The sequence below is a fragment of the Streptomyces dengpaensis genome (assembly GCF_002946835.1).
Classification (GTDB): Bacteria; Actinomycetota; Actinomycetes; order Streptomycetales; family Streptomycetaceae; genus Streptomyces; species Streptomyces dengpaensis.
Genome location: NZ_CP026652.1, coordinates 1,915,424 through 1,937,609, shown reverse-complemented (window position 1 = coordinate 1,937,609; position 22,186 = coordinate 1,915,424). Strand labels below are relative to the sequence as shown.

Genomic DNA, 22,186 nt, shown 5'->3' with positions numbered 1-22,186 from the left:
CAACCCCACGGGCAGGAGAGCCGGCCAGTGGCTATCGGCGAAACCTGTACGCAAAGGACGTACTGTGACACGGGTGACGCGCTTGATCGTGGCAGCAGGAGGAGGGGGCGACGCGGTCGCCGCCGCAATGCTCGACGCAGCCCTCTACGGAGGTGGCGGACGTCCCGCGGTGATCCTCACGTACGCGTGGGACCGTCTGCTGGTCGATGCGGTGCCAGGACCACGGGGACCCGCCCACTTCACGGGCCTGCGCCCCCTCACGCACAGCGTCTGGACCGTCCCGGCCGACGCGAAGCCAGTTGCCCCGGCGGGCTCGACGCTCCCCCGCTTGGCGGGCGAGCTGCCCCACACCGTCGCGCTCATCGATCCGCTGCACGGCGCCGAGGGCATCACGCGCCAACTCGAAGAGCTCATCGAGCACCTGGCCCCCGAGTCCATCGACCTCCTGGACGTCGGCGGCGACATCCTCGCCAGGGGCGACGAACCCACGCTCCGGAGTCCGCTGGCCGACGCCCTGACGCTGGCCGCGTGCTGCCAGGCCAACGCACCCGTACGCCTCCTGGTCGCCGGTCCCGGCCTGGACGGCGAGATCCCGGCCGAGGATCTGGCCGACCGCATGGGCCCGACGCTTCTGACCTTCAGGGCCGAGCACGTCGAGCCGGTCCGCTCGGTACTGGAATGGCACCCCTCCGAGGCAGCGGCGATGCTGGCGGCCACCGCCCGAGGTGTCCGCGGTAGTTGCGAAGTCAGAGAAGCCGGCCCGCCGGTGCCCCTCACCGACGAAGGCCCCACCGTCCACGAAGCGGACCTCGACGACGCCCTCGACCGCAACGAGCTGGCCCGAGCCCTCCTCGAGACGGAGAACCTTGCCGAGGCGGAACAGCACAGCCGCGACATCTGCGGCTACTCCGAGATCGACTACGAGCGCGACAAGGCCAGTTGGCTCAGCTCCCGGCCGGAACGGCAGCTCGATCCAGAGGGCACGTTCCGCCAACTCGACCAGTTCGAGGCGGAAGCCCGCGGCCGCGGCATCACGCACACGACCTTCCGCAGGATCACCGAGGCTCTCGGCCTCGACGGCGGACACCGCCAGGACCTCAGGGCCCTCCTGCTCAGCAGCCGCCCGGAGCAGTACGCGGCGCCACTGTGGCGCATCGCGTGCCGGCCGTCGGCCGTGACGGCGGGTGGTCGTGACGGGGCTGGCCGTTGGCCGTGACGGGGCTGGCCGTCGGTTGTGACGGCGGGTGGTCGTGACGGGGTTGGCCGTCGGTTGTGACGGCGGGTGGTCGTGACGGGGCTGGCCGTCGGTTGTGACGGCGGGTGGTCGTGACGGGGCTGGCCGTCGGTTGTGACGGCGGGCGGCCATCGGTCGTGACGGCGGGTGGTTGTGACGGCGGTGGCCGAGATCGTGTGCCGGCGCTCCCGGCGTGGACGACCGGCTACGCGGACCTCAGCGTCTCCGCGATCCCGGCGATCGCCTCGGGCCCCACCCGGCAGCACCCGCCGACGAGTCGGGCTCCCGCCCGCTGCCAGCCCCTGACCTGCTCGTTCGTGAAGGTGGAGCGGCCGGTCCAGGTGCGGGCCCGGGCGTCCCACGTCTCGCCGCTGTTCGGGTAGACCACGACCGGCTTCCCGGTCACGCGCGCGGCGGTCGCGATCGCGCCGTCCACGTCCTGCGGGGCGCAGCAGTTCACGCCGACGGCGATGATCTCCTCCGCACCGGCGGCCAGGGCGAACGCCTCTTCCAGGGGCTGCCCGGCCCGCGTACGGTCGCCGGCGACGCTGTACGACAGCCACGCCGGGACGCCGAGGCCGCGTACGGCCCGCAGCAGTGCCCGCGCCTCGTCGGCGTCCGGCACGGTCTCCAGGGCCAGCACGTCGGGCGCGGCGGCGGCCAGCACCTCCAGGCGCGGCCGGTGGAACCGCTCCAGCTCCTCGACGCTCAGCCCGTACCGCCCCCGGTACTCCGACCCGTCCGCGAGCATCGCCCCGTACGGTCCGGCCGACGCGGCCACCCACAGCGGCCGCGCGACACCCTTCGCGTGCGCGCGCCGAGCGGCCTCGCGCGCCAGCTCGACGCTGAGCGCGAGCAGCCCGGCCGCCTCCTTGTGCGAGATCCCGCGCCGGGCGAAGCCCCCGAAGGTCGCCTGATAGCTGGCCGTGATCGCCACATCGGCGCCCGCCTCGAAGTAGCCGAGATGCGCCTCGACAATCGCCTCGGGCCGCTCCGCAAGCAGCCGCGCCGACCACAACTCGTCACTCAGGTCGTGCCCGGCCGATTCGAGCTGGTTGGACATACCCCCGTCGAGGACGACCGCACCAGCGGAGAGGGCTTCGGCGAGGGTGAGGGAGGCGTTGCTCTTCATGCCATGACGCTAGTCGATACGGGGGAGGAACCGGGGGCCCCGGGTACGCGACCGGAACCGGCCGCTCCCCGGGTACGCGACCGGAACCGCACCGCAGATCGGCCATGAGCCCGAGGCGTCGCGCACCGGGAGGACCACGAGTCGGGCCCGCTGACCTAGTGGAGCGAGCATCTGAACGGGCCTGCCAAGTCGGCGGTGCACACGGCCCGTGCCGTGCTGGCGCTGCGCCGCGCCGCCGGTGTCCTGGCTGACGGTGCGCGGGGCGCGGAAGCGTGCGAGGAGAAACTGGGGGACGCGATACGGAGACTCTGCGCAGTCAGGAGGACGGCGTCTGGCGGTGGCCCGACGACACCGCGGTCCTCCTGGGCCGGTTCCTCGGTCTGCTCTCCCCATGTGCTCAACTGCCGCCTATAATGCCCAAATGGTGATCTTTATGCGGAATACGGCGTTCCTGAGGGGACGGATGGATGGGCGGTTATGGGGGGATATTGGCTCATCGGCCCCTTTTGCTCGACGTTGATCGCTGCGAGGCATTTCGGCAGGCGATGCGCAGCGTCGTACGTCCGGGAGACACGGTCCTGGATGTGGGGGCGGGGACAGGGATACTGAGCCTCTTCGCCGTGGAGGCGGGAGCGCGGCGGGTCTACGCGGTCGAGCGCACCCGCATCGCGGCCATGGCACGGACGTTGATCGAGGCCAACGGTGCGGCGGACCGCATCGACGTCCTCGAATGCGATGTCGAGGCGGCCGATCTGCCGGAGACCGTGGATGTGATCGTGTCCGAATGGATGGGGGGCGCCGCTGTCGACGAGCACATGCTGGCTCCCGTGCTGCTGGCCCGGGACCGTTGGCTGAAGCCAGGGGGAGCGATGGTGCCCGCGTCGGTCGAGGTCATGCTCGCACCGGCCTGGGACGAAGCCCTTAACCGGGAGGTGCATTTCTTCTCCGGCTGGCCGTACGGGCTCGACCTCGGCGCGGTCGCGGAGTTCACGGCTGAGGAGTTCTTCCGGGGCAGCCACCACGTCCGGGCGCACGATCTGCGGGCGGCTGGCGTGCCCGTGTGGACGATCGACGCGGCGCGTCACGACCGGGCGGACGCCGAAGGCCCGTTCAAGGCGTCGACATCCTTCCGGGCGAACCAAACGGGATACATGAACTGCTGCGCCGCGTGGTTCTCGGCCACCTTGGCGCCGGGGACGCGGGTGGACAACGCGCCCAACTCCCGTACGCACTGGGGGCGTTGCGTGTTCCCGCTGACCCGCCCCGTACCCATCGAGCGCGGCTGTTCCATCGACGTGCAGCTGGAACTCGAACTGTTCAGACCCGGCTGGTGCGAGGGCAGTTGGTCCGTATCGGTCGCAGGGGGCGGGGCAGAGCACCACGACTCCCGCTCCGCCCGCTGGTAGCGCACTGCGCACAACGCCGTACGGCGATGCCGAAGGAGCGCCGCATGACCGATCGGGAACCGGACAGCGACAGCGACAGCGACCGTGGCTTCGCGGCCCTGGGCGATGGCATCGACGTGGAAGGTGTGCGCGGGATCCGGGGTGCGGGAGCCGTGCGCGGCGTCGGCGGAATCGCGGGGATCAGGGGCGTCACCGGGGATGACGGCATTGATGTCGAAGGCGTGCGGGGGATCCGGGGTGCCGGAGCCGTACGCGGCGTCGGTGGGGTTACCGGGATCAGTGGCGTGACGGGGGACGATGGCGCCGACGGTATCGACGTACGGGGTGTGCGCGGGATCCGCGGTGCGGGAGCCCTGCGCGGCGTCGGTGGGGTCACCGGGATCAGTGGCGTGACGGGGGACGATGGCGTCGACGGTATCGACGTACGGGGTGTGCGCGGGATCCGCGGTGCCGGAGCCGTACTCGGCATCGAGGGAGTGCGAGGAATCCTGGGCATACGCGCCGTTCGCGGGGTCGAAGGCGTACGCGCGGTACTAGGCGTGGGCGGAGTCCGCGGTATCGACGGGGTGAGCGGGGCGCGCGGCGTGGGCGGGGTGCGTGGGGAGCGCGGAGTCCTGGGGATACGGGGCGTGCGCGGAGTGGTGGGAGACGAGGCGATTCAGGGCGTGGAGGGGGGCGCTCGCGGAATCCGTGGCGTGGAAGGCGTACGGGGCGTCGTGGGCGTACGCGCCGTTCTCGGGGTCGAGGGCGTACGTGCGGTCCTCGGCGTCTTCGGTGTCCGCGGCCACCTCGGTGTGCGCGGAGAGCGGGGAGTCGAGGGGGACGACGGAGCCGACGGCAACGGAGACGTTGACGGCGACGGCGACGGCCAAGGGGCAGGGGGCCCGGGGCCGCACCCTCGAAGCCTGCGCTGGGAGGGCCCGAGCATCGACTCCCGGGGTCTGTCCGAGGGCGAGGACGAGAACGCGGGCGACGGCGAGGACGAGAGCGAGGACGAGGGACGGACCGAGTCCGCGCTGTCCGATACGGACGAGCCGGCGCCGTCCGCCGAGACTCTGGCTGCCCTGCGGCGCGAGGCCCTGAACCGGGAAGCCCGGAACCAGGAGGCTCTGCGCAGGGAAGCGCGCCGGGAAGAGGAGGACCGGTGAGCGCGGGCGACGCGGTGGTCCTCGTCGTCTTCGGGACGTGGCTGTCCGCCACCCTGCTCGCCCAGGTGCGCCGCGCCGGATTCCAGGTCGTCCGGGCCGCCGACCTCTTCTCCCTGCTGCCGCGCTACAACTTCTTCGCGCCCGAACCCATCATGCGGGACTACGAGTTGGAGTACCGCGACTTCCTGCCCGGCATGAGGCCGGGCCCTTGGCGCCCTTTCCCGGTCACCGAGTCCCGGCGCTGGTGGCACATGTTCTGGAACCCGAACCGCCGCGAGAAGAAGGCGTTCTTCGTCGCCGTCGGCCAGTTGCTCGCCGTGTACCTGGAATCCGCGCACCGCACGTCCGCCCCGGCGGGGCGCGCCCGCGCGAGCGTGCTGCTCTCCACCCCGTACATCCTCATCCTGCGCGCGGTCGAGAACCGGCCACACCCTGAGGCGGTCGCCGCGCAGTTCCGCTGCCTGGAGGTGCGGACCCGCGGGACGTACGCGGTCCGACGGGAGGTCTTCGTCTCGGCGGTGCACCGGCTGGACCCAGCAGAGGAGGAGTCGTGACGTACGCATGGGTGGCGACGCCCGCTCCTCTGGACGCGCTGGGCGCACTGGGCACGCTCGACCTCGTGGTCCGGCTCGCGGCCGGGGCCTCCCTGGTCTCGTGCGCGGAACTGCTCACCTCGCGGCGCCAACTCGCCCCTGGCGGATGGCTGGACTGGGAGATCCTGCGTCTCGTGCCGCGCTATGTACGCCGCTCGTTCCCGGCGGTGCTGGCGAACCACTGCTTCGTCCACCCGCGTTACCAGCTGCTCCTGTGGGCGCAGAGCGTCTTGTCCGCGGCCCTCTTCGTATGGCCCCGGCTGTGGCCGGTGGCCCTGTGCGTGGCCGTCCTGCACGTCGCGGAGATGACCCGGGACCGCTGGTCCAGCGACGGGGCCGACGAGCTGATCGTGATCGTGCTGGTGGCCGCGGCGATCGGCTACCAACCCGGCAGCCGGGTCGCGGCGACCGCGTGTCTGGCCTTCCTCTCCCTCCAGCTGACGATCGGCTACGCCACGGCGGGTCTGTCGAAGGCGCAGTCCGCCACCTGGCGCAGTGGTTACGCCGTCGTCGGCATCCTGCGCACGACGATCTACGGTGATCCCCGGCTCGCCCGGATCTTGGCGCGGCACTCCTTGGCGGCTTCCCTGCTGGCCTGGACGGTCATCCTCGGCGAACTCGCCCTCGGCGCAATCTGGTTCCTGCCCGGAGTGCTGATTCCGCCATTCCTCGCGTGCGGCCTGCTGTTCCATGTGGGCTGCGCGCGGCTGATGGGGCTGAACACCTTCCTGTGGGCGTTTCCCGCGCTCTACCCCGCCGCGCTCGCCATACCCGAGCTCCGTGCCACGGCATACGCGCATGCGGGCCAACTGCTGTTTCTCGTCCTGCCTTTGGCGGCTGGGCTGTGCGGGCTCTGGTTCTGGCTGGGGCATCGCGCGCTGTCCTCCGCTGACGTCACACGACGCGGCACGCCGAAGCACCGGAGCCCCACCCGCGTACGACCCCTCCGCCCGGCCCCACGCATCCCCGGCCGCCAACGGCCGACCCCGCCCCTGCCTGTTGAGGAGAGGACATGAACGATCGCGCATTCCCCCACGACCGCAGTCCGGCTCGGCCGGACGATGTCGACGTGGCGCTCGCCCGCGCGATGCGGGACCGCTCGGCACGGCTCCTCGAACCGGTCATCGTGCACGTCGAGCCCGGCCGGTCGGACCTCTCGGCCCTGGTCGAAGGAACGATCACCACCGTCGTCGGACTGCCCGGCTCCCCCCTGGCGGACCAGGTGCCCGACATGGCCCACGCCGACCTCGGTCAACTCCGGTCGCTGCTGGAGACCTTCTCCGCCCAGTTCGCCCGCACGCTGTACCCGGAGGCGCCCGGAGCGGTGTCGCGGATCGAGGACCTGCCGTCGCTGCTGGACCTCACGTACGACGGCACCACGCTGGTGCGGGGTGTCGCCCTGCTGCCCGGTGTCGACGCTTCGGTGGCCAGGACGCTCTGGAACGGCGGAACGCTCGACCCGGCCGCCTTCCGCTGCGTCGAACACGTCCTGGACGTGGACCAGCCGATGCCCTCCGTGACCGTCATGCTCGTCCACCCCGCCTTGTCCGACCTGGAACGGGCCGTGCTGGAGCGCGTACCCGGCCATGTCAGTCAGCTCCATGTCCAGTCACCCGTTCTCGCATGGCCCGCGGTGACCTACACCCTGCGCAGAATCGGCAACGCGGGCCTGGACCAAATCGCCCAACGGATCTTCGACTGGCTCTTCAACCGGGACAAGGGCCAGGACCAGCAGGATCAGAAACAGCAGCGGCAGCGCGAGATCGACGACCGGCAGCGGCGCGAACGGCAGGACATCGACAACGCGCAGGCGCGTGAGCGCGAGACGGTCGACCACCGGCAGGACCGCGAACAACAGCAGATCGAGCAACGCCAGGACCAGGAGAACCAGGACATCCAGCAGCGCCAGCAGCGTGAGCGCGACCAACTGCGCCAGCAGCAGGACCAGGAGAACCAGCGGGTCATGGACGCACGCGAGCGGCAGGCGCAACAGGACCGGCATCAGCAGGAGCAGCAACAGCAGCAGGCCGATCAGCAACGGGAGCAGGAGCAGCAGCGGCAACGACACCAACAGGAGAACGAGCGGATCAACCAACAGCACCAGCAGGAACGCGATCGGCAGCGTCAGCAGCAGGAGCAGGAACGGCAGCGCCAGCGCCGGGAACAGGAGCGGGAACGCCAGGGGCGGCTGATCCAGGAACAGCGTGGGCTCATTTACACGGAGGAGCCGCGGCACGAGGTCCGCATCTTCGACGAGGCACGCGGAATGCCGTTCGACAGGGACGCGTTCCAGCGCCGCTTGGCGGACATCGACTTCGACGCCCTGGAACCCACCGCCTCGGCCAAGACCCTGCTGCGCCTGCGCAGTGAGTTCGTCCGGATCGGGATGCCGTAGCACCAGCGACCCACATGGTGGAGCACCAGTGATCCACGGTGGAGGAAAGGGACCGTCCCATGACTGTGCTGCTCATCGTCGCCACGGTGTTCTCCCTGTGGCTCGCCCTGACCGTCCTCAACCAGGCCGACCGCACCCGCCGCCCCATCAGGTCCATCGTGGGCTACGACATTCTCGGCCTCGTACCCATCTGGACCTTCTTCGCGCCGAACCCGGGCGACACCGACCTGCATCTCCTCTACCGGGACCTGGACCGGCACGGAAACGTGGGGCCGTGGCACGAAGTCGTGATCGAACGCCGGCGCCACGTCCTTCACCTGTGGCTCCCTCACCGGCGGGTGAGCAAGGCCCTCAGCGACGTCGCCCACGACCTCACGCGCTTCGACTGGGACAGCCGCGCCACCGAGCACGGCCACACCGTGCACCCCAGCCGGGTACTGAGCTTCCCGTACCTCTACGCCCTCAACCTCGTGACCTCCGAGCCCGCGCTGCCGGAGACCACACACCGGCAGTTCGCCGTGGCCCGCACCCGTGGCCCGGCCGCGTTCGGCGAGCCCGACATCTACCTCCTGTCGGCCTTCCATGAACAGGACGAACCGTGAACGGCCTTGAGTCGGCGGTGGTACTGTCCTCGGCCCTGGCCGCGACGGGGATGGTCATCGAGACGGGTGAACTGCTGGCCGGCAGACGGTTCGTGCTGGACCGCGCGTTCAACTGGCCGCTCATCGAGACGCGTTACTACATCCTCGCGCACCGGCCACGAACCCGTGCCGTCTTCCGCGCGGTGTTCGGTTCGCGGCGGACCGTGCCCCTGCTGGTCGCGGCGCACGCCGTGGCGGCGGTCGGATATCCGCTGGCGATCACCACGGCCGCCCCCCTCGCGGCGGCCTGCGGACTCTTCGTCCTCACCGTCCATCTGATGCTGCACCTCCGCTTCCTGGTGGGCATGGACGGCGCCGACCAGATGCAGACCGTGTTGTGGGCGGGGCTGTTCGTCTACTCCCTCACGGACGACGAACGCGTCCGCCTGGCCGCCGTGAGCTTCGTGGTGGCGCAGCTGTTGCTGTCCTACATCGTGGCCGGGGTCGCCAAGGCGGCCTCTCCCACCTGGCGTTCGGGCAGGGCCGTCGCCCTGATCGTCCGCACCCAGGGATACGGAGTACGGGGCGCCCGGGAGCTGCTGTCGGTGCCGCTCATTTCCGCGGCGGCCTGCTGGGCGACCATCGCCTTCGAGCTGGGCGCACCGGTCCTGTTCGCCCTCACCGCACTCACCGCCCCGGCCCTCGTCGTACTGATCGCCTCCGGCATCCTCTTCCACCTGTCGATAGCCCTCGTCATGGGACTGCCCTCGTTCATCTGGAGCTTCCTGGGGACGTATCCGCTGCTCTGGGCGCTGCCCTACGCGACGGGGCTCGTCCGGTGAATCGGCGGCCGAACACTTCGGCAGGCGCCGAAGTGTTCGGCCCGCCTGTACGTCGCGGGGGGCGCCGAATCCGCCGATGGCTTCGAGGGTGCAGTAGCCGTGGAAGGTGCAGCGCAGCAGGCGTACGGCGTCGGTGAGGTCGGGCTCGGACAGCCCGTACGCGCGGAGCATGCCGTACGTGACCTCGGTGGTGCGCCGGTACGTGCTCGACTCGGCGACGAGGGCGGGGTCGGGCTGTGTGTGCGTGGCGCGATACCGTCCCGGCCGCTCCAGCGCGTACGCGCGATACGCGTCCGCGAACGCGACCAGCGCCTCCTTGCCCGCCCGTCCCGCCACGGCGGTCGCCAACGCGGTGCGGTACGGGCACGTGCGCGGGCGTGACTTCCGCGTACGGCTGGTGCTGCGCGACGGCGTCGTACGCGTGGAGGTGGCCGACGGGCGGACGGACCGGCTGCCCGTACTGCGGGAGCCGACCGACGAGGGCGAGGGCGAGGGCGGGCGGGGGCTGCTGCTCGTCGCGGCGGTCGCCGAGCGGTGGGGAGTCGAGCCTCGGCCGGGCGCGCCGTACAAGGTCGTCTGGGCGGAAATCCGGGTGCAACGGGCAGGCGCGTGAGGGAGTTGGGTGAGCGAGGCCAGTTGGCCCCGTCCGGGCCGCCCGCTGATCTCGCAGAGGCCGTTCAGTGTTCATGTTTCGCATCGAATCTCCTCCTGACACGCGCCCGAAGGGGCGGCGCGGGACTCAGGAGGCGGTCATGGGGCACACGCACGGACACGAGGATGGGCATCACCATCATCACCACCACGGCGACTCGGGTGCCCCGCTGCCCGCCGCCTTCGACACGTCCGTGCCGGACGAGGAGCTGACCCCCGACCAGCAGTCGCGCCGTTCGCTGCTGCGTCGCGCGGGTCTGCTCGGCGCGGGCCTGGCTGCCGGCAGCGTCCTCGCGCAGGGGGCCGCCGCCCCGGCATACGCGACCACGAGCGGCGGCCGCAGGACGAACGGCTTCCTCTGGCTGGCCGGTGACCACCACATCCACACCCAGTACAGCAGCGACGGCAAGTACCGCGTCGGCGACCAGGTCCGCCAGGGCGCACGGCACGGCATGGACTGGATGGTCATCACCGACCACGGAAGCACCACGCACGCCAAGATCGGTGTGGAGAAGGTCAACCCGGACATCCAGGAGGCCCGGGCGGCGTACGAGGACACGCTCGTCTTCCAGGGCCTGGAGTGGAACATCCCGGCCGCCGAGCACGGCACGGTCTTCGTCCACCCCGGCAAGAACGAGGTCTCCGTCCTCAAGCAGTTCGAGACCGACTACGACGGCAGCGTGAAGGGCGCCTCCGACTCGACGCCCGCCAACGAGGCGCTGGCCATCGCGGGGCTCGCCTTCCTTGGCGAGCAGGTCGAACGGCGCAAGGTCAAGGACGCCCTGATGCTCGCCAACCACCCGGCGCGGCGCGGTGTCGACTCGCCGCACGAGATCCGCGGCTGGCGTGACGCGAACGGCGCGAGCCGCCAGATAGCCGTCGGCTTCGAAGGCGCACCGGGCCACCAGGCGGCCGGCATCGCCGCGCCGCTCGGCATGGGCCGGGCCCGTGGCATCTACGACAACAACCCGAGCGCCAACTCCTTCGCCGGTTACCCGCTGGAGAGCTACCGCACCTGGGGCGGCTTCGACTGGATGACCGCCACCGTCGGCGGCCTGTGGGACAGCCTCCTCGCCGAGGGCAAGCCCTGGTGGATCACCGCCAATTCCGACTCCCACCAGGTGTACACGGACACCGCCGTACGCGGTGGCCCGGACACCGACTTCACCGCCAACGGCAAGCACACCGACCCGGTCTACGGCGGCAAGGTCGACCTCGCGCAGGGCGACTACTGGCCCGGCCAGTACAGCCGTACGCACGTCGGCGCCGACGGATTCTCGTACGCGGCCGTGATGGACGGCATCCGCGCCGGGCGCGTGTGGGTCGACCACGGGCAGCTCATCAGCGGTCTCGACGCCCGGGTGGCGGGCGGCGGCCGCTGGGCCACGCTCGGCGGGGCGCTGCACGTGAAGAAGGGCACGCGGGTCACGCTGACGGTGGACCTGGGGCTGGCGGGCGGCCCCAACTGGGCAGGCTTCGTACCGAAGGTGGCGCGTGTCGACGTCATCCAGGGTGACGTGACGGGCGCGGCCTCGGACCGGGACACGATGGCCGCTCCCACGGCGAAGGTCGTCCGGTCGTACGAGGTGAACAAGTCGACCGGCACGGTGCGCCTCACGTACGACCTCGGTGCGGTCGACCGCCCGGTGTACGTCCGTCTGCGCGGCACCGACGGCAACCGCTCCGCCGTCGGCCTGATGGGCTCGGCGGTCGACCCGGCGGGCCCGGCCATCGACGTCGTCGGAGACGCGGACCCGTGGCGTGACCTGTGGTTCTACTCCAACCCCGTGTGGGTCCTGCCCGCGTGATGCCGTACGTGGTCACGGTGGACGCAGGGAGCGCGAACCTGCGCGCGGCCGATCACCTCCTCCAGACGCTGGCGGCTGAACTCGCCCTCCCCGAGGGCACGTTCGGATGCACACACCTGGTGCGTGGCGAACGGCCGCACGTCGCACTGTCCTTCACGCTCCCCTCGGAGCCGCTCCCACGCACCGCCTGGGAGCGGCTCACCGTCCACGGGTACGACGTCACGGAGGGAGCCCCGGACGCCGTAGGGCGCGCCGTGCTCTACCCGGGCGTCTCGTCGCTCACGGGCACCCTGACCGTCGCGGAGGTGCTCGCCCGCTCCGCGATCGACCGTGTGACGATCCTGGGCACGGCGGGCCAATCCGCCTCCGACGCACGCCTCGTGACGCAGGATCATGTGCGACCTCAGTGGCAGGACGGCGCACTCGTGCTGACCGCCATGCCCGCGGCGGGCGGGACGCTGGTCCCGTTCGAGGTGCCGGACCCGACGCCGTGCTGCGCGGACCACTGAGGACCTGAGGGCGACAGCGGGTAGTTGAGGGCGTCGGCTGGAACTGTGGTGACGGTTCCAGCCGACATCCGCTCCCCCGTGTACCGAAGCTACGCCTGCGACGCCCGGTCGAGTCTCCGATTCCCGCCCGCGATGTCGCCGATTAGCGTCACGGAACCAGGCAACTGTCGTTTACGTCCACGGAGATGAGACGCGCGGAGGGTGAGGGGGCAGCCTCATGAGTGACGGGGCGGCGGCGTTAGGTGAGTTAGGTGCCTTACACGTACGCCGAGCCACCGTGGGGCAGTTGCAGACGGCCGCGTCCTCGATCCTCGCACCTCTCGCGGTGACCGCCGCGGACATGGACGCGTTCCGCGCCGACATCGACGCGTCGGCGGTGGGGCGCGCGTGCGTGGCGCGGATTCGCGGCTCGGGTGGGCCGTCCACGGGAACCGTGGAGTGTTGCTGTGAAGCACGTGCGTCAGAATTCCTGATTCGCCCAGGCCCTCCCGGAACGGGCATACGGGGTCTTCGAACTTGACCTCGAAGCAGGGCGGCCAGCTTCTCATCCCTCAGTATTGGGGCGGCGAAGCCTTGAAGTTCTCGCCACCGTAGAGGGACTCGTAGTGAATCTCGATCACTAGCCGCCGGGTGATCAGATCCCAGAATTCGCGATGCTCGCTCTCTCTGAACTCCTCGTCGAAGTGCAACAGGAAAGTGGATTGGCCTGCGAGGACGACGGCACCCGGACGCAGGGAGTACACCATGGGCCACACCGGCAGTGATTCCGTGACGCGGTGGTGACCGTGACGGTCCCACTGGCCGATATCCTGCCCATCCAGTCGTACCACTGTGTGTGTCACGATGGCCGGCCCGAGGCCCGCGTTGATGACCTGAAGGCCTATCTTGGCTTCTCCCCATCCTTTGATGCGGCGCATCACCAGCAAGGGTCTGACCGACTGGCGGTTGTGCAGCCGAGAGGATCTTGTCTGGGTGTAGCTGACCCACAGCGAGCCGAGCGCTATGACTGTCGCTGAAGCGGCCGTAATCGTGTCTGCATTCATCTGTCTGCCCCCGAACGACGCCTTGAGAACACAGGCATGCTTCCCGAAAGTCGTTGGCGTCACCATCGGCAGTCGACGCGGGCGCGCCGACGGTCACCGGTCTACCGGCCGACCTCTTTTCAGGTTCCTCCAGATGACGATGCATCTGTCCGGGGGTTGGTTCTGGTCGACGCCCTGGCGGACCGCTGGTGTGTGGAACCGCGTCTCCCCGTCGGCAAGACCGTATGGGCGGAGGTGGCGGTCCGGCGGCGAGGGGACGCGGAATCGCGATTGCCGCCGCCCCCGCCCGGTGGCTCATAGGAGGTGGCGGCCGGAGACGTGGCCGGGCCGCGCCCCGGTCCGACGCGCTGGGTGGCAAGCGGGCTGTTCGGGGTAATGGCCGGTGTGGTCAGGGCGAGACATGGGGCGGGGCTCCTACGGTCTGCTGGCATGACGAACAGATCGAAGGGCGCCGCCGGCCCCACCCGGCGCGCGGCGCTCAGCGGGCTCGTCGGCGGGGCCGGGTCCTTGCTGGCAGCCGGCTGTACGCCTATGGACACAACCTCCGTACGACGGCCCAGCACCAGTCCCACGGCGTCGGCCACCGGCGCCGCGGGCGGTGCCACGCCCGGGGTGATGACCCTCTTCAAGGACCCGGCGTACAACTTCAACGGACTTCTCGCCCTCGGCGCGTCCGGCCAGGGCGCCGCCGAAGTGGGCGAGGTGCTCACCGCGGTGAACACGATCAACGAGGCCGGGCTCTCCGCGCAAACGTACGTCGAGACCTTCAGGAAGCTGGGTGACCGGCTGATGAAGGCGCCCGAGGGCGGCAGGCCCGGGACGGGGACCACGCGCTTCCGTGCGCTGAGGGCGGCGCAGTACTACGGCCAGGCGCTGTTCTTCGTCCTCGGCTCCGACAACCCCGGCAACGAGGAGGAGCTGTACAAGGCCGGGCGAGGCGCCTGGGACACGTTCTGCAAGCTGTCCGACCCGGCCCCGGTGACGGCGAACGTGCCGTACCAGAAGACGCCGCTGCCGGTCTGGTTCTTCCGGCCGGACGACTCCAACACGCGACGCCCCACCGTGATCCTCACCAACGGCAGCGACGGACAGAACGTCGACATGTGGACCTACGGCGTCGCGGCCGCCCTGGAGCGCGGCTGGAACGCCCTCGTGTACGACGGACCGGGCCAGGGGCAGCTGCTCTTCGTGGACCGCGTGGTCTTCACGCCGCGTTGGGAGACGGTGGTGACTCCGCTCGTCGACTGGCTGGTCGCCCGTTCCGACGTGGACACCGGCAGGATCGCCCTGACCGGGCTGAGTATGGGGGGAGACCTCGCGCCGCGGGCCGCGGCCTTCGAGAACAGGATCGCCGCTCTGGTGGCGATGCCCGGGGTGCTGTCGCCCTGGCGGGGTTTCCCTCCGGAGATCCGGGAGATCCTCACCCCGGACAAGGAGGAGACGAACAACGTCTGGAACAAGGAGGTCGTCCCTCAGCTGTCCGCGACCGATGCCGCGACGATGAAGAAGCGGTTCGAGCCGTTCTCCGCGGCGGCGATGCTCGCCGCCCGGGACGGCGGGATGTTCACGGACTTCTACACCCCGGCCAAGCTCATCGAGTCGCTCGACATCACTGACGTCGTGGGGCGCATCAAGGTGCCCACGCTGGTCCTGGACTACGACGCCGAGCAGTTCTATCCCGGGCAGCCGCGCCAGATGGTCGACAAGCTGACGTCTCCCAAGAACTACGTGAAGCTCACCGCGGCCAGCGGCGCGCAGCTGCACTGCTCGCCGATGGCCCCGCAGCAGCACTGCGAGGTCGTCTTCGACTGGCTGCAGGAGACGCTGCCGGTCCGCTGACCGTGCGTCCGCGGCCCCTCACCGTGGCCGGACGACTGGAGAGCCGGCCGGCCGCGGTCCTCGTGAGGGTGTCAGCCGTGAATCTCCGAGAAGACGAACGAGAACTCTGCCGGGGCGGCCCGTAGTTGGTACTGCGGCAGTACGCCGGGCCCGCACGACTGCGAGCCGATGCCGTGCTGGCCGTGGTCGAGGTTGACCCACACCGTGTCGCCCGCCACCAGATCCGTCAGGTGCTCGGCGGCGTCGAGTTGTTCGGTCGTCCAGCGGCGCGCGGTGAACCAGAAGGACGGATCACCCTCGACGCGCAGGCCGCCGATCTCCGCCCAGCGGACGTCGGCGCGCGCGCCGTTCTCCTGCGGAAGGACGTACGGCGTCTGCAGCTCGTCGACCGTGGACTCCCAACGGGCCACCATGGAAGCGGACTTGGTGTCCAGGTAGCCCTCACCGGGGCCACCACCGAACCACCTCACCCGGTCCGCCGAGCCCGAAAGACCGAGCCGGATCCCGAGCCGCGGCAACGGCAGCGTCCAGTCGCCCTCGGGCGCCACGGACACGGTCAGCTTCAGCCGCGTTCCGTCGGACGTCCACCGGTACACCGTGCGCAGGCCCACCGCCCGGGCGGCGGGCGCCACCCGGGTCCGTACCGTCAGTGGGTCCTCGCCCAACTCCACGGCGTCCAGCCGGTGTTGCATGCGGTGCAGGCCGAGCTTGCGCCACAGCAGCCCGTAGCGGGCGTCCGGCTGCCAGTGCGCGCCGTTGTCGTTGTCGGTGGGCGCCCGCCACACGTCCAGGCGCGGACCGGTCACGTCGACGCCGCCGATGGTCTTCAGGGCGCCGGTGCGGGCGTCGAAGGAAGCGGGGCCGAGGGTGATGAGCCGCTCCCCGGGCACAGGGCCACCGGACGGGGCGACGCGCGTCGACACCCCTTCACGTACGGGCAGTTGCGCCCAGGCGACCACATGCCCCTGTGGACCCCACGCCGTCTCCTCGGCCAGCTCCGCCCGTACCGTCCACTGCCTCTCACCGCCCCGCTCGTCCACGGGCGGCGCCGGCAGCTTCACGTCCGCCGACTCACCCGGCGCAAGCGACGGCACCGCCAGGGTGCCCGCCTCCACCGTCTCGCCGTCCACCTGGTACGACCACGCGAAGGCCAGCGCGGAGAGATCCGCGAAGTCGTAGCCGTTCGTGACGCGCACGGTTCCGTCCGAGCCGTCGCCCTCGATGCGGACCGGCTCGATCACCTTCGTGTACTCGACGAGTCCCGGGGACGGCTTGCGGTCCGGGAACAGCAGCCCGTCGCAGACGAAGTTCCCGTCGTGCAGCTCCTCGCCGAAGTCGCCGCCGTACGCGAACCCGTACCGCTCGTCCTTGATGCCGTGGTCGATCCACTCCCAGATGAAGCCGCCCTGGAGGCGGTCGTACGACGCGAAAAGGCGCTGGTAGTCGGCGAGCCCACCGGGGCCGTTGCCCATGGCGTGCCCGTACTCGCAGAAAACGAACGGAAGTTGACGGCGTTTCAGGCTGCCGCCGTCCAGGCCCCGGCCGATCCGTTCGATCTCGGCGTGGTCGACGTACATCCGTGAATACATGTCCGTGTCACGGCAGTTGGGGTCACCCTCGTAGTGGATGAGCCGTGAGCCGTCCCGGCCGCGGATCCACTCGGCCATGGCGGTGAGCCCGCGCCCGGTGCCGGCCTCGTTGCCGAGGGACCAGACGACGACCGACGGGTGGTTCTTGTCGCGCTCGACCATCCGGGCGGCGCGGTCGAGCAGCGCCGGGGTCCAGCGGTCGTCGTCAGCGGGGTTGTCGCGCCAGGCCTGTTCGGTGAAGCCGTGGGTCTCCAGGTCGCATTCGTCGATGACCCACAGGCCGTACTCGTCGCACAGGTCGAGGAAGGCGGGGTGCGGCGGGTAGTGCGAGGTGCGGACGGCATTGACGTTGTGCCGCTTCATCAGCAGCACGTCCTCGCGCATGGTCTCCAGGTCGAGGGCGCGGCCCTTCTCCGGGTGCCACTCATGGCGGTTGACGCCCTTGAAGAGGATCGCCCTGCCGTTGACCTTGATCAGGCCGTCCGCCAGCTCGACCGTCCGGAAGCCGAAGCGCAACGGGACGCGCTCGCCCTCCGTGACCAGTTCGCCGTCGTACAAGTGCGGTGTCTCGGCCGTCCACGGCCGCACCGGAACCGTCACCGGCTCGCCGGCCGCGACATCGATGTGCAGGGCGGGCACGGTCACCCGGCCGTCGACGTCGGAGTCGACCCGCAGTGTGCCCTCTTCGGCGACGTGGTCGTACGAGGCGTGCACGAAGAAGTCGAGCGCGCTGCCCACCGGACGGTGCAGCAGCGTGACGTCCCGGAAGATGCCCGGCAGCCACCACTGGTCCTGGTCCTCCAGATACGAGCCCGCCGACCACTGGTGCACCCGGACCGCGAGCACATTGCCGCTCGGCTTCAGCAGATGCCCGACCGCGAACTCGTGTGGCAGCCGGGAACCCTTGAACTCGCCGATGTCCGTGCCGTTCAGCCAGACGCGGGCACAGGACTCGACGCCGTCGAAGCGCAGCACCGAGCCGCCGCCCGAAGGCCAGTCCCCGGGCAGGTCGAAGACCCGCAGATGGTCGCCGGTCGGGTTCTCCGTCGGCACGCGCGGCGGATCGACCGGGAACGGATAGCGCTGGTTGGTGTAGATCGGTGCGCCATGACCTTGCAGCACCCAGTGGCCGGGGACGGAGACCTCCGTCCAGGCGTCCGCGTCGAACCCCTCCGCGGCGAAGGAGTCGTCCTCGGCGTCGGCCGTCGCCGACAGGCGGAAGCGCCAATGTCCGTTCAGCGAGAGGGACTTGGCGTCGGATGACGCGTACCAGGAACGGGGTGCAAGCGCCCCGCTGCCGGGTGAGACGTCCTCGACGTAGTCAGTGGCGGTAGTCGTACGGAAAGACATCGGTCTTCTCCTAGCTCAGCCCTTGACTCGGTACGGAAAAACTTCCGGTTCTCCGGTGGAGGAAGTCCCCCACGAAGGCATTGGTGAACTTGCCCGCCGGATCGAGCGACGCGACCAGCGCCCTGAACTCGCCGAGGCGCGGATACCGCCCGCGCAACACCGACGCCGGCACCGTGAACACCTTGCCCCAGTGCGGCCGGGGCTCGAACGGCTCCAGCGCCTCCTCGACCCGCCGCACCACCGGCAGCACGGCCGCCGTGTCCTCGACCCAGGTGAAGTGCAGCGCCACCGTGTCCCTGCCGTACGCCGGGCTCATCCACTGGCGGTCGGCGGCGACGGTCCGCACCTCGCAGATGTGCAGCACGGGCGCGATCGTCTCGCGGATCGCGTCGAGGGCGTGCAGCGCGGGGAGGGCGGCCGGGCGCGGCAGCAGATACTCCGACTGGAGCTCGGCCCCGCTGCTCGGGGTGAACTCCGCCCGGAAATGCGGGAGTCGCTCGTGCCAGGGGCCCGGGACGCCGAACTGCTCGGTGCAGTTGCGCGCGGGCATGCCCGGCACCGGGTGCATCGCCTCGGTGGCGGGCGCCGCCCAGGGGAAGTCCGGCAGCGGCTGGTCGGTGCGCCGCTTGAGCCACACATGCCGGAAGCCGGGGCGGCCCCAGTCGGTGAACAGACTCACGCTGTACGCCGTCGCCGCGACGGTCTCGAAATCCAGGCCCTCCAGGGGGAGTTCGGTGAAGACGTGCTGGCTCACCTCGAAGTCCGGCTCCAGGTCGAGGGTGAGCGCGGTGACGACACCGAGGGCGCCCAGCGAGGTCACGGCACCGTCGAAACCCTCGTCGCCCCGGCCGAGCGTCACGGTCGAGCCGTCCGCCGTGATCAGCTCGACCTCACGCACGGCGGCGGCAAGCGAGCCGTTCGTGACGCCCGAGCCGTGCGTGCCGGTGGCGACCGAGCCCGCGACGGAGATGTGCGGCAGGGACGCCATGTTGTGCAGCGCGAACCCGTGCTCGTGCACTGTGCGGGCGAGTTCGGCGTACCGGACGCCGCCCGAGACCCGTACCGTACGGGCCGTCGTGTCGACGTCCACGGCGGGCGGCAGCGCGGTCAGCGAGATCAGGACGCCTTCGGGGCCCGGCTCGGCGATCTCGTTGAAAGAGTGACCGCTGCCGAGCACCCGTACGCGGGCGCTGTCCGCGACCAGTGCGCGGAGCCCGTCGAGCGATGGGGGCCGATGCAGTTCCTTGGCGCTGTACGTGATGTTGCCGGCCCAGTTGGTCAGGGTCTCGGTCATCGCTGTCGTCCCTCCCCGGAAAGTCGCTTCCGTTGACCCTCTCATGCGCCGATACCTACCGTAGAGAACGGTTTCTATCGCGGAAGCCACCGAGCCGGAAGGTCACCTCCTTGCCCGAGCGTCCCGTGGCGATGTTCGCCATGACTGCCGAGAACGTGCCGCAGATCTTCCCTCCGGACGCCCTGGCCCGGCTGCGCGAGCTCGTAGACATCGATCCCTCGCTGGTGGCGCGGGACTTCACCGGTCCTCACGTCCGCGACCGCCTCGCCGAGACCGAGATCCTGATCACCGGCTGGGGGTGCCCCGCACTGGACGGTGCCGCCCTGGACGCGGCGCCGAAACTCCGTGCCGTTCTGCACGCCGCCGGATCCGTCAAGGGCTTCACCAGCCCCGCGGTGTGGGAGCGCGGGCTCGTCGTGTCGTCGGCGGCCGGCGCCAACGCGCTGCCCGTCGCCGAGTACACGCTCGCCATGATCCTGCTGGCCGGCAAGGACGTCTTCGCGCAGCGCGACCGCCTGCGCACCCGAAGCGCCTTCCCCTACGGGGATATCTCCCCCGGCATCGGCAACTTCGGCCGCCGTGTCGGCGTCGTCGGGGCCTCCCGTGTCGGCCGGCGGCTCATCGAACTGCTCCGTCCCTTCGACCTGAGGGTGAGCCTCGCCGACCCGTACGCCGACGAGGCCGGGGCCGCCGCGCTGGGTGTTCCCCTCCTGCCGCTGGACGACCTGCTCGGCGGCAGTGACATCGTGACCGTCCATGCCCCGCAGACCCCTGAGACCCGGCACATGATCGGCCGCCGCGAACTTGCCCTGATGCCCGCCGGGTCGGTCCTCATCAACACTGCGCGCGGTGCGCTTGTCGACCACGACGCGCTGATCGAGGAGCTGCGGGCCGGGCGGATCAGCGCGATTCTGGACGTCACCGAGCCTGAGCCGCTGCCGGTGGACTCGCCGCTTCATGAGCTGGCGAACGCTTTCATTACTCCGCACGTGGCGGGGTCTCAGGGGAACGAGCTGGCGCGGCTGGGGGTGACGGTCGTGGGGGAGATGGAACGGCTGGTGGCGGGGAGGGACTTGGCGTTTCGGGTTGATCGGGAAGGGCTGGAGCGGGGTGCGTGAAGAGGGTTTCGCCCCCTTTGCCCCTACCCGTCCCATCCTTCTGGGGCTCCGCCCCAGGCCCTTCCAGGGGGCTCTGCCCCTGGACCCCCGCTCGGCCTGGACGGCCTCGTCCTCAAACGCCGGACGGGCTTAACCAGCACCCGGCGCGGCGGGGCCGTCGCCGGGGGCATACCGTGAGGAGTCGTACGTCTGAGCCGGGAGGAGATACGCGATGGGCAGCCGTACCGCGCTGGTCGAGGATCTGATGGAGCGGTTCCCGCATGTGCCGAGGGAAGCCGTTTTCAAGGAGGACCTGCTCCGTGGGGGTGTGGCCTTCGACGCCTCCGCCCTCAGCGACAACGAGAGCGGTGAGGTCAAGCCGAAGTCGTACTTCATCTTCTCCTTCGACCACGGCACCCTGCCCGAACTGGGCGAGGCCGCGCTGCGGCGCCCGCCCGAGGAGATCATCCTCACGGGCGGCCCGTACGACCTGCGGCGGACCGTGGTGTCCGTACGCGTCAATCCCGCCTCGCCGTATCGCGTCGCCGCCGACGAGGACGGCATGCTCGGGCTCTACCTCGACGGGAAGCGGATCTCGGACGTCGGGGTGCCGCCGATGCCCGAGTACTACCGGCACACGCTCTCCAACGGGAAGTCCGTGATGGAGGTGGCCCCGACGATCCAGTGGGGCTATCTCATCTACCTCACCGTCTTCCGCGTCTGCCAGTACTTCGGTGCCAAGGAGGAGTGCCAGTACTGCGACATCAACCACAACTGGCGCCAGCACAAGGCGGCGGGCCGCCCGTACACCGGGGTGAAGGACGTCGAGGAGGTCCTCGAAGCGCTGGAGATCATCGACCGGTACGACACCGCCAAGGCGTCCACCGCCTACACGCTCACCGGCGGCGCGATCACCAAGACGGTCGCGGGCCGCGACGAGGCCGACTTCTACGGGCACTATGCCAAGGCCATCGAGGAGCGGTTCCCGGGACGGTGGATCGGGAAGGTCGTCGCGCAGGCGCTGCCGCGTGACGACGTGCAGCGGTTCAAGGACTACGGGGTGCAGATCTACCACCCCAACTACGAGGTGTGGGACCGGCGCCTGTTCGAGCTGTACTGCCCGGGCAAGGAGCGGTACGTCGGCCGGGACGAGTGGCACAAGCGGATCCTGGACTCGGCGGAGATCTTCGGCGCGCGCAACGTCATCCCCAACTTCGTGGCGGGCGTGGAGATGGCCGAGCCCTTCGGCTTCACCACCGTCGACGAGGCCATCGCGTCCACGACCGAGGGGCTGCGCTTCTTCATGTCGCACGGCATCACGCCCCGCTTCACCACCTGGTGCCCGGAGCCGACGACTCCGCTCGGCAAGGCCAACCCGCAGGGCGCGCCGCTGGAGTACCACATCCGCCTGCTCCAGGCCTATCGCGCCACGATGGAGGAATTCGGGCTGTCCTCCCCGCCCGGATACGGCCCGCCCGGACCGGGCAACGCGGTCTTCTCCGTCAGCTCCTTCATGGACAGTCTTCCGGCGGAAGAACCGTCGAAGGCGTAACCGCCGCGCGGCCGACTCGGCTGATGCGCCGCGCGGCCGACTCGGCTGACCCGCCGAACGCCCGATCCGGCTGACCCGCCGCGCGGCCCACTCGCCGCGCGGCGGACCACTGCCGGGTCGCTC

Annotated in this window: 18 protein-coding genes and 1 pseudogene; 14 read left to right on the top strand and 5 right to left on the bottom strand. The window is 70.4% G+C overall.

The window, feature by feature from the left end; translation table 11 throughout:
* The first annotated feature begins 73 nt into the window (after positions 1–73).
* Positions 74–1,216 (top strand): DUF1152 domain-containing protein, encoded by a 1,143-nt coding sequence (locus C4B68_RS08895; RefSeq protein WP_257217181.1) that lies wholly within the window; start codon positions 74–76, stop codon positions 1,214–1,216.
* A gap of 223 nt (positions 1,217–1,439) precedes the next feature.
* Here the strand turns inward: C4B68_RS08895 and mmuM are convergent, their stop codons facing one another.
* Positions 1,440–2,366: a homocysteine S-methyltransferase gene (gene mmuM, locus C4B68_RS08890; protein ID WP_099498843.1), complete on the bottom strand. Its 927-nt coding sequence runs from the start codon at positions 2,364–2,366 to the stop codon at positions 1,440–1,442.
* A gap of 545 nt (positions 2,367–2,911) precedes the next feature.
* Here mmuM and C4B68_RS08885 point away from each other — a divergent pair.
* The 7 genes from C4B68_RS08885 to C4B68_RS43105 are packed head-to-tail and all read left to right on the top strand — an operon-like array spanning position 2,912 to position 9,331.
* Positions 2,912–3,772, top strand: a complete 861-nt coding sequence (locus C4B68_RS08885) for a methyltransferase domain-containing protein (protein WP_167459054.1) — start codon at positions 2,912–2,914, stop codon at positions 3,770–3,772.
* 44 nt (positions 3,773–3,816) lie between these two features.
* On the top strand, positions 3,817–4,920 hold the full coding sequence (locus tag C4B68_RS08880) for a hypothetical protein (RefSeq protein ID WP_099498841.1): 1,104 nt from the start codon (positions 3,817–3,819) through the stop codon (positions 4,918–4,920).
* Entirely contained in the window at positions 4,917–5,474 is a 558-nt protein-coding gene (locus C4B68_RS08875; protein WP_099498840.1) for a hypothetical protein, read from the top strand. Before C4B68_RS08880 ends, C4B68_RS08875 begins: the two co-directional genes overlap by 4 nt.
* Entirely contained in the window at positions 5,471–6,529 is a 1,059-nt protein-coding gene (locus C4B68_RS08870) for a hypothetical protein (protein WP_099498839.1), read from the top strand. Before C4B68_RS08875 ends, C4B68_RS08870 begins: the two co-directional genes overlap by 4 nt.
* The gene (locus tag C4B68_RS08865; protein WP_099498838.1) at positions 6,526–7,908 is read left to right on the top strand and encodes a hypothetical protein; all 1,383 of its coding nucleotides are present in this window, start codon (positions 6,526–6,528) and stop codon (positions 7,906–7,908) included. The genes C4B68_RS08870 and C4B68_RS08865 overlap by 4 nt, the downstream gene beginning before the upstream one ends.
* 59 nt (positions 7,909–7,967) lie before the next feature.
* A complete protein-coding gene (locus C4B68_RS08860) occupies positions 7,968–8,510 on the top strand; it encodes a hypothetical protein (protein ID WP_099498837.1) in 543 nt (180 codons plus the stop codon).
* A complete protein-coding gene (locus tag C4B68_RS43105) occupies positions 8,507–9,331 on the top strand; it encodes a hypothetical protein (protein WP_099498836.1) in 825 nt (274 codons plus the stop codon). The genes C4B68_RS08860 and C4B68_RS43105 overlap by 4 nt, the downstream gene beginning before the upstream one ends.
* Before the next feature lie 42 nt (positions 9,332–9,373).
* On the opposite strand, the pseudogene C4B68_RS43100 reads toward C4B68_RS43105, so the two are convergent.
* A pseudogene (locus C4B68_RS43100) lies at positions 9,374–9,679 on the bottom strand (TetR-like C-terminal domain-containing protein); the annotation flags it as partial.
* Between C4B68_RS43100 and C4B68_RS41290 the strand changes: the two are divergent.
* The 3 genes from C4B68_RS41290 to C4B68_RS08840 all read left to right on the top strand — a co-directional run bounded on the left by C4B68_RS41290 (position 9,570) and on the right by C4B68_RS08840 (position 12,299).
* On the top strand, positions 9,570–9,944 hold the full coding sequence (locus C4B68_RS41290; protein WP_240634683.1) for an ATP-binding protein: 375 nt from the start codon (positions 9,570–9,572) through the stop codon (positions 9,942–9,944). The pseudogene C4B68_RS43100 and the gene C4B68_RS41290 overlap by 110 nt on opposite strands.
* A gap of 139 nt (positions 9,945–10,083) precedes the next feature.
* Positions 10,084–11,790, top strand: a complete 1,707-nt coding sequence (locus C4B68_RS08845) for a PHP domain-containing protein (RefSeq protein WP_099498835.1) — start codon at positions 10,084–10,086, stop codon at positions 11,788–11,790.
* Complete coding sequence (locus tag C4B68_RS08840; protein WP_099498834.1) at positions 11,790–12,299, top strand: hypothetical protein; 510 nt, start codon at positions 11,790–11,792, stop codon at positions 12,297–12,299. The genes C4B68_RS08845 and C4B68_RS08840 overlap by 1 nt, the downstream gene beginning before the upstream one ends.
* A gap of 551 nt (positions 12,300–12,850) precedes the next feature.
* On the opposite strand, the gene C4B68_RS08835 is transcribed toward C4B68_RS08840, so the two are convergent.
* Positions 12,851–13,342 carry a hypothetical protein gene (locus tag C4B68_RS08835; protein WP_099498833.1) on the bottom strand — a complete coding sequence of 164 codons (492 nt, stop codon included), beginning with the start codon at positions 13,340–13,342 and terminating at the stop codon, positions 12,851–12,853.
* A 429-nt stretch (positions 13,343–13,771) separates the two neighbouring features.
* Between C4B68_RS08835 and C4B68_RS08825 the strand changes: the two genes are divergently transcribed.
* The gene (locus C4B68_RS08825) at positions 13,772–15,181 is read left to right on the top strand and encodes an alpha/beta hydrolase family protein (protein WP_099498831.1); all 1,410 of its coding nucleotides are present in this window, start codon (positions 13,772–13,774) and stop codon (positions 15,179–15,181) included.
* A 71-nt stretch (positions 15,182–15,252) separates the two neighbouring features.
* Here the strand turns inward: C4B68_RS08825 and C4B68_RS08820 are convergent, their stop codons facing one another.
* Together C4B68_RS08820 and C4B68_RS08815 are read right to left on the bottom strand one after the other, a co-directional pair.
* Positions 15,253–18,120, bottom strand: coding sequence for a glycoside hydrolase family 2 TIM barrel-domain containing protein (locus C4B68_RS08820; protein WP_099498830.1), 2,868 nt, complete (start codon positions 18,118–18,120; stop codon positions 15,253–15,255).
* A gap of 10 nt (positions 18,121–18,130) precedes the next feature.
* Entirely contained in the window at positions 18,131–19,414 is a 1,284-nt protein-coding gene (locus C4B68_RS08815) for an FAD-binding protein (RefSeq protein ID WP_099498829.1), read from the bottom strand.
* 110 nt (positions 19,415–19,524) lie between these two features.
* On the opposite strand from C4B68_RS08815, the gene C4B68_RS08810 reads away from it, so the two are divergent.
* On the top strand, positions 19,525–20,532 hold the full coding sequence (locus tag C4B68_RS08810) for a hydroxyacid dehydrogenase (protein ID WP_099498828.1): 1,008 nt from the start codon (positions 19,525–19,527) through the stop codon (positions 20,530–20,532).
* Between the two features lie 211 nt (positions 20,533–20,743).
* Positions 20,744–22,063 carry a radical SAM protein gene (locus tag C4B68_RS08805; protein WP_099498826.1) on the top strand — a complete coding sequence of 440 codons (1,320 nt, stop codon included), beginning with the start codon at positions 20,744–20,746 and terminating at the stop codon, positions 22,061–22,063.
* Positions 22,064–22,186: the final 123 nt, after the last annotated feature.

What these genes read in the sequence shown, in the direction of transcription:
- mmuM (WP_099498843.1), bottom strand. Translation starts at nt 2,366, where the DNA reads ATGAAGAGCAACGCCTCCCTCACCCTCGCCGAAGCCCTCTCCGCTGGT.
- C4B68_RS08885 (WP_167459054.1), top strand. Translation starts at nt 2,912, where the DNA reads ATGCGCAGCGTCGTACGTCCGGGAGACACGGTCCTGGATGTGGGGGCG.
- C4B68_RS08880 (WP_099498841.1), top strand. Translation starts at nt 3,817, where the DNA reads ATGACCGATCGGGAACCGGACAGCGACAGCGACAGCGACCGTGGCTTC.
- C4B68_RS08865 (WP_099498838.1), top strand. Translation starts at nt 6,526, where the DNA reads ATGAACGATCGCGCATTCCCCCACGACCGCAGTCCGGCTCGGCCGGAC.
- C4B68_RS08860 (WP_099498837.1), top strand. Translation starts at nt 7,968, where the DNA reads ATGACTGTGCTGCTCATCGTCGCCACGGTGTTCTCCCTGTGGCTCGCC.
- C4B68_RS08845 (WP_099498835.1), top strand. Translation starts at nt 10,084, where the DNA reads ATGGGGCACACGCACGGACACGAGGATGGGCATCACCATCATCACCAC.
- C4B68_RS08840 (WP_099498834.1), top strand. Translation starts at nt 11,790, where the DNA reads ATGCCGTACGTGGTCACGGTGGACGCAGGGAGCGCGAACCTGCGCGCG.
- C4B68_RS08835 (WP_099498833.1), bottom strand. Translation starts at nt 13,342, where the DNA reads ATGAATGCAGACACGATTACGGCCGCTTCAGCGACAGTCATAGCGCTC.
- C4B68_RS08825 (WP_099498831.1), top strand. Translation starts at nt 13,772, where the DNA reads ATGACGAACAGATCGAAGGGCGCCGCCGGCCCCACCCGGCGCGCGGCG.
- C4B68_RS08820 (WP_099498830.1), bottom strand. Translation starts at nt 18,120, where the DNA reads ATGTCTTTCCGTACGACTACCGCCACTGACTACGTCGAGGACGTCTCA.
- C4B68_RS08815 (WP_099498829.1), bottom strand. Translation starts at nt 19,414, where the DNA reads ATGACCGAGACCCTGACCAACTGGGCCGGCAACATCACGTACAGCGCC.
- C4B68_RS08805 (WP_099498826.1), top strand. Translation starts at nt 20,744, where the DNA reads ATGGGCAGCCGTACCGCGCTGGTCGAGGATCTGATGGAGCGGTTCCCG.